Below are 6,727 nucleotides of genomic sequence, written 5' to 3'. Positions count from 1 at the left end.
GGGTATCGCCAAGTGGTAAGGCACCGGGTTTTGATCTCGGCATCCGTTGGTTCGAATCCAGCTACCCCTGCCATTTACTTCAAAAAAGACAGAATATGATTTGCAGTCAATTTGTTATTTCAACTTGACAAAATACCGCAAAAACATTAAAGTTCTGCCGCATTAGGGGCGTCGCCAAGTGGTAAGGCACCGGGTTTTGATCTCGGCATCCGTTGGTTCGAATCCAGCCGCCCCTGCCATCTAATTCCCTAATTTGCCAACCGCCAAGGGTGCTTCATGCCCAATCTTGTCGTTTTTAGTGGATCTGCACATCCACAATTCGCCCAAAAAGTCGTTAGCCACCTTCACATCCCTCTAGGTGCTGCATCTGTAGGTCAATTTTCTGACGGTGAAATCGCTGTCGAAATTACTGAAAATGTTCGTGGTAAAGACGTATTCGTTGTACAACCAACTTGTGCCCCAACTAACGATAACCTGATGGAAATCTTAGTCATGGCTGATGCTTTGCGTCGTGCAAGTGCTGGTCGTATCACTGCTGTGATTCCTTACTTTGGTTATGCTCGCCAAGACCGTCGTCCACGTTCAAGCCGTGTGCCAATTACTGCAAAAGTTGTAGCAGATATGCTAACAACTGTAGGCATTGACCGCGTTGTGATGATCGATCTTCACGCGGACCAAATCCAAGGTTTCTTCGATATTCCTGTAGACAACATCTACGGTACTCCTGCGCTTTTAGCTGATCTTCGTCAACAGTCACATGACAACCTAATGGTTGTTTCTCCTGACGTTGGCGGTGTAGTACGTGCGCGTGCTGTTGCTAAGCAAATGGGTGATATCGATCTTGCGATCATCGACAAACGCCGTCAAAAAGCGAATGAATCTCAAGTGATGCACTTGATCGGTGACGTTAAAGGCCGTGACTGTGTCATCGTCGATGACATGGTGGATACCGCAGGTACATTGTGTAAAGCTGCTGACGCACTTAAAACTTTTGGTGCGCGTAAAGTAGTTGCTTACGCAACTCACCCAGTACTTTCTGGTAAAGCATTAGAAAATTTGAAAAATTCTGTAATTGATGAATTAGTCGTTACTGACACGATTCCACTTTCAGAAGACGCTCAAGCTCTTGGTAAGATTCGCCAAGTTTCAGTTGCAAGTATGGTTGCTGAAACTATTCGTCGTATTAACAACGAAGAATCTATTAGCGCAATGTTCGATTCTTATCTATAATAGAGCGCTAAAATTTCAAAACCCTACCTTTTGGTGGGGTTTTCTATCGCTGAGCTGGTCGAAAACTCAGCTTAATTAAACTTAAATAGGAATGTCTATCATGGCAAACTTCGTATTAAATGCAGTAGCACGTGAAGAAGCAGTACAAGGGAAAGGTTCGAGCCGCCGCCTTCGTCTTCAAAATAAAGTACCAGCAATCATCTACGGTTCAGGCGAACCTGTAGCGGTTACTTTAGAACTTCGTGAACTCGTTAAAGCTTTAGAAAGCAACGCGTTCTTTGAAGAAGTTGTTGAAATCAACATCGACGGTAAAGTTGAAAACGTTAAAATCCAAGCTTTACAACGTCATCCAGCTAAAAACACACCTATGCACGCTGACTTCAAACGCGCATAAGTGTTAATGGTGTAAATTAGTGTCAAAACTTTCACTGATTGTCGGTTTGGGTAACCCAGGTTCTGAGTATGCCCAAACCCGCCATAATGCAGGCTTCTGGTTTGTAGAACGCCTTGCAGAACAATATGGCATTTCCCTCAAAGCAGACCCAAAATTCCATGGAATTAGCGGTCGTGGTAATATTGAAGGTCAAGACGTTCGTCTGTTGTTACCTACAACCTTTATGAACCTTTCTGGTAAAAGTGTTGTTCCCTTCGCCAAATTCTATCAAATTGCTCCAGAAGCGATGCTCATTGCACATGATGAACTGGATATGAACCCAGGTGTCATTCGCCTTAAAACAGGTGGTGGTCATGGTGGTCATAACGGTTTACGTGACATCGTTCCTCACATAGGCCCCAACTTCCATCGCTTACGCATTGGTATTGGTCATCCTGGCTCTAAAGAACGTGTCTCAGGACATGTTTTAAGTAAAGCATCAAGCAGCGAACAAGATTTAATGGACAATGCAATTCACCATGCTTTAGGCCGTATAAAAATGCTGGTAAATGGTGAAATTCAACCTGCCATGAATCAAATCAATGCTTACAAACCAAACTGATAAGTCAATAAATTGTTGAACAATGTTGCTTGCCATGCTGCTTTTTTAAAGGCAAAATGCGCATGCCTGATTGCTTATCCAGCAAGTCCAGATTGATTCAACCATAAGATAAAGATCTTAAGGTCCACTAGGAGACGCTAGCCATGCTATCTCGTTTATTAAAAGCTAAAATTCACCGCTGCGTAGTGACACAAGCAGAACTTCATTATGAAGGTTCTTGTGCAATTGACGGTATTTTATTGGATTTAGCCGGTATCCGCGAATATGAAGAAATTCATATGTGGAATGTAACTAACGGTAAGCGCTTCACAACGTATGCAATCCGCGGTGAAGAAGGCTCTGGCATTATCTCTGTAAATGGTGGCGCTGCACTTCAAGCGGATGTTGGTGATCTGATGATTATTGCAACATTTGGCGACTTCACCGAAGCTGAAGCAAATGCACACAAACCACGCTTAGTGTATGCAAACCCTAATAATACTGTGAACCACACAGCGAACTGTATTCCAGTTCAAGTTGCTTAATTTTATTTAAGTACTTACAGATTCAAAAGGCCCGCAAATGTGCGGGCCTTTTTTATGGGAAAATTCATACTTGCTATCATCTGCAATTAAGTTTTAGATTCAATTTATTTTCAATACACTCAAACTAGGCTTAAACAGGCAAATTAAGTCTTTGGCCCTTTCCACCATGCATGGTTTTGTTCACATTGGAAGGGTTGTAAATTTTCATCGACTAAGCCCACCAATAGTGGTTGACCATTTTCCTGCACTTTCAATTCCGCATATTGCGCATTGCGATAACATGGCTCCAAACCTTCGGCGAATAAAAAACTACGTGCCGCAGGATATAAACCTTCAAAGGTGTTTTCCGGATTTTTTAATACTAGTCTTGCGGACACATTTGGATAAGCAGTCAATAGATTTGGATTAAAACTGGTTCGAATGACTTTGCGTTGTGCATCAAGCTGCACATAACTCATCACACTATGTTGATTATAAAAATACTCACGTTTCAAGTATTCAGACTCATCCGGTTCTGAAATACGTACTTTTGTTAATGCTATTGTAGGCGGTAGATCACCGAAATAGAGATGATAATTCAGCGCCATATAATCCCCTTGGATTATGGAGCGTGGATCTACAGGTTTAAGTTTGACGTAAATACTCTTACTGTTGCCTAAATGTCCTTCATGCCGAGCAATCATCACGATAAAAAACGTAATACTCAGCACAGCCAAGATTAAAGGGAGGAATTTTTTCATTGCTTTTCCTCTACTCGCTTAGCTTGCATCACAGACAGCATCCATGCGACTCCGAACAGCAAAATGCCAGAAATAAAAATAGTGAAACTTTTCAGTAAAAAACTCAGCCCTAAATTGTAATACAGCATCCATAAGCTAAAAATTAATAACACAATGCTAAGTGCTTTAACCAGTGTTTGCTGATACACAAGTGCCCAAGATAACAATGCGAGTAAGAGGAAAATTTCAAAATACCCCATCGCAATCAGCACAATACCTAAAGCACATAACAACCATTTTTCAGCACCTACGTACAAACGATCATGGGCAAGATAAAGCCCTAACCAAAGTAGTGGTAGTAGATATACAACCACTGAATGCACCACGATATTTAGACTGTACTCCAAATCAATCAAGCTGCTGGACAGTGTTTGCACGACTACACTGGCCAAAATAATAAACAACATCCAAAGTGCAAAAGTATTGCGATAGATCGATTGCAACCAATACACAGCACTACACAGCAACACAATGAGCAGAAGATCATTCAAGCCCATCACGGCTAAAATCAAATGCACCTCACCACGCAAAAACTCACCTAAGCCCATGGTTGCAATTGCGATTCCATAACCGGCAATCAGCTGAATCAATACAATGAACCAATGCATACGGCTGAACATGCACAGCAAAGTAAAACCAATTTGCAGGATTAAAATAAAGCTAAAACTATCCGTCAGTATTTGGCTATGAATCAGTACAGCCGTTTGACCACACACCCATAAGCAGTAGGCAAATTGACGGCTGAATACACTGTTGGTACGACGAGTCATCCACCAAGCCAAAGCCACAAACACCAAGCCCATAACAATGGAAAATGCCTGCCAATAAGTCAGTAATAGGCTGGATAAAATAATGCCCGCCAACCATGCCCCGATTGCCAAAGGAATCACGGCAAATTTTGTTTTTGGCAGAAACTTCATCAGTACCGCGCTGATCACGGCAAACCACGCAAAAATCAGCAAGGCCAACATCAATAGCCCACCTATAGAGTCTGATAATACATGTTCTGAAAACTGAAAAATGAAGATGCTCAAACTTGCCGCCAGACCCGCCGTTTGTAAACTAGTTTCCAGTGCGCGATGCTGTCGATAAAAGTAGATAATGAGATAAATTGGTAGCAGCATGGACAGCAGCAAATATGACCATTGATACTGCTCTACCCCATTACCGCAAAATAAAAACATGCAATACATCGAGATTGCCGTAACAAAGGCAATAAAGACAAAACGCAATGCAAAATAATATTTTAAGCTAAAGGTCACACACAGTGCAGTCAAAATAGTCATACAGCACATATACATCAACTGATGATCTGACATTAAATAGCTTTGTTTAAAATAGAAGAACAAGGCCAACTGACTGACCACGCAAAATAGCGCAAACACCCCAATATTGGGCCGATATAACCACGGCAACAACAGCAAGGCCCAGACTAGAAATAGCAGATAACTGTCTGCACCAGTTTGGTAAACCTGCCCAATTACAGCCATGCTTAATCCAAGCAATAAACCACTTAAAGCATCTAGGCTTTGCTGTATCCAACGATGCCTTACAACATACACACTGGTACTAGCGCTGCATAACAGCAAGATCATGGGAATCGCCAGTTGTATAGATGAAGGAATCATCAGCCAATTGGCCGCAACCAAATACAGAAAACTTGCCGCAATCAGTGCAAAGCCAATTACGTGTAGATACTGAATGACCTGAACATCCTGAAATAAGCGCGGTGAAAATGCATTGCCCTGATTTGCAGTATTCTGCTGAGCATTATGCTGCTTGGAAAAACCTGAAGCTGTCATTTTTATCATTATGGAATTATGGTTGACTTAGCGGCAAGATAGCATGTTTTGGGATTGTTTATAAAAGTGCTTACAAATCCCCCTCTGCGTTACTGCTCTCATTTTTGTAAATGTTTCTGAACGAGAATATCCCCAGAGCTCATAAAACAGGTCTATACTAATTACACATCGCTTCAGGGCGGGGTGCAATTCCCCACCGGTGGTAAATTGGGCTCTGCAATTGCTTTGATCCAATCAGCCCACGAGCCTATCGTCAAAACACGATGGGCAGATCTGGTGAAATACCAGAGCCGACGGTATAGTCCGGATGAAAGAAGACGACGTCACCTAGCTATATTGACTCCTTTTGAGCTCAATACATTTTGTAACGCCCCTATTTCACATGTCCTGAAATGTTTAACCGTATCTTAAAATTACGCGAGCGTTTCAATGTCTAATTTAATTCAACCCGAAATTTTCTTCTCTGCCCTTCTGCCTGCTGAGCAACGTATGCTGCAAGCGCTGGAAGATATCCGCCAAGGCAAACCTGTGTTAGTCATGGATGATTTTGACCGTGAAAATGAAGCTGACTTAATTGTCGCTGCTGAAACCCTCACCGTTGAAACCATGGCTCGTATGATTCGTGATGGTTCTGGAATTGTGTGCTTATGTTTAACTGATAGCCATGCCAATCATTTAGAACTTCCACCCATGGTGGCTGATAACTCTAGTCATTTTAAAACCGCATTTACCATCACCATTGAAGCTGCTGAAGGTGTAACTACTGGGGTTTCAGCCAAAGATCGTACCACAACAGTTAAAGCCGCGATTAAAGATGGTGTGGTGGCCAGCGATTTAAACCGCCCAGGCCATGTATTCCCATTACGTGCACGCGAAGGCGGCGTATTGACCCGTCGTGGACATACCGAAGGGACAATTGATTTAGCGCGTCTAGCCGGTTTAAAACCCGCAGGTGTTTTATGTGAATTAACCAACCCAGACGGTACTATGGCCAATGGCGTACAAGTTTTAGCATATGCTCAAACCCATCACTTAACCGTATTGACGATTGAAGAAATTGTGCAATATCGCTTAGCACATAATTTGTAAGAGATAACACCGACCAAATCAATAAAGGCTGAATAAATCAGCCTTTATTAAACTATTCCGAAAAACTCAAAACCATATTTTTAAAATTTTGAGCGAATTTTTTAATAAAAAAAAGAGGACTTAGCACCGCTGTCCCATAGTTTAATTTAAATAAAAAAACCTGAGCCCAAATCGTTAAAATATAAGTGCGAACCAACACTTTAACGAGAAGGACTCAGGCTTTGTCACATCAGCAAGACTCAATGAAGAACAGCCTGCTCGCCTGTATCAGCAATTGTTCACACAGCTACTCCAGCATTGTGAAAACT

The 6,727-nt window shown here is 42.1% G+C and carries 7 protein-coding genes, 1 tRNA gene and 1 riboswitch; of the genes, 6 read left to right on the top strand and 2 right to left on the bottom strand.

Translation table 11 applies throughout. The features are described from left to right. Positions 1 to 164: 164 nt before the first annotated feature. The 5 genes from ACN6OV_RS08815 to panD all read left to right on the top strand — a co-directional run bounded on the left by ACN6OV_RS08815 (position 165) and on the right by panD (position 2,749). Positions 165 to 239: transfer RNA gene (locus ACN6OV_RS08815), tRNA-Gln, on the top strand. Between the two features lie 37 nt (positions 240 to 276). After that, on the top strand, positions 277 to 1,230 hold the full coding sequence (locus ACN6OV_RS08810) for a ribose-phosphate pyrophosphokinase (RefSeq protein WP_427952086.1): 954 nt from the start codon (positions 277 to 279) through the stop codon (positions 1,228 to 1,230). Positions 1,231 to 1,330: 100 nt separating this feature from the next. Continuing rightward, positions 1,331 to 1,624 (top strand): 50S ribosomal protein L25, encoded by a 294-nt coding sequence (gene rplY / locus ACN6OV_RS08805; protein WP_427952083.1) that lies wholly within the window; start codon positions 1,331 to 1,333, stop codon positions 1,622 to 1,624. Between the two features lie 19 nt (positions 1,625 to 1,643). Beyond that, complete coding sequence (gene pth, locus ACN6OV_RS08800) at positions 1,644 to 2,225, top strand: aminoacyl-tRNA hydrolase (protein WP_427952080.1); 582 nt, start codon at positions 1,644 to 1,646, stop codon at positions 2,223 to 2,225. A gap of 143 nt (positions 2,226 to 2,368) precedes the next feature. Beyond that, complete coding sequence (gene panD / locus ACN6OV_RS08795) at positions 2,369 to 2,749, top strand: aspartate 1-decarboxylase (RefSeq protein WP_067668515.1); 381 nt, start codon at positions 2,369 to 2,371, stop codon at positions 2,747 to 2,749. Positions 2,750 to 2,892: 143 nt separating this feature from the next. Here the strand turns inward: panD and ACN6OV_RS08790 are convergent, their stop codons facing one another. After that, a complete protein-coding gene (locus ACN6OV_RS08790) occupies positions 2,893 to 3,489 on the bottom strand; it encodes a GDYXXLXY domain-containing protein (RefSeq protein WP_427952077.1) in 597 nt (198 codons plus the stop codon). Then, complete coding sequence (locus tag ACN6OV_RS08785; protein WP_427952074.1) at positions 3,486 to 5,330, bottom strand: DUF2157 domain-containing protein; 1,845 nt, start codon at positions 5,328 to 5,330, stop codon at positions 3,486 to 3,488. Before ACN6OV_RS08785 ends, ACN6OV_RS08790 begins: the two co-directional genes overlap by 4 nt. A 166-nt stretch (positions 5,331 to 5,496) precedes the next feature. Beyond that, positions 5,497 to 5,653, top strand: a riboswitch (FMN riboswitch). A gap of 106 nt (positions 5,654 to 5,759) precedes the next feature. Here ACN6OV_RS08785 and ribB point away from each other — a divergent pair. Next, entirely contained in the window at positions 5,760 to 6,419 is a 660-nt protein-coding gene (gene ribB / locus ACN6OV_RS08780; RefSeq protein WP_427952071.1) for a 3,4-dihydroxy-2-butanone-4-phosphate synthase, read from the top strand. Positions 6,420 to 6,727: the final 308 nt, after the last annotated feature.

This window comes from Acinetobacter sp. (assembly GCF_050285345.1).
Lineage (GTDB): Bacteria > Pseudomonadota > Gammaproteobacteria > Pseudomonadales > Moraxellaceae > Acinetobacter.
Note: the sequence above shows the minus strand (reverse complement) of the source record. Positions and strands in the feature narration are given on the sequence as shown.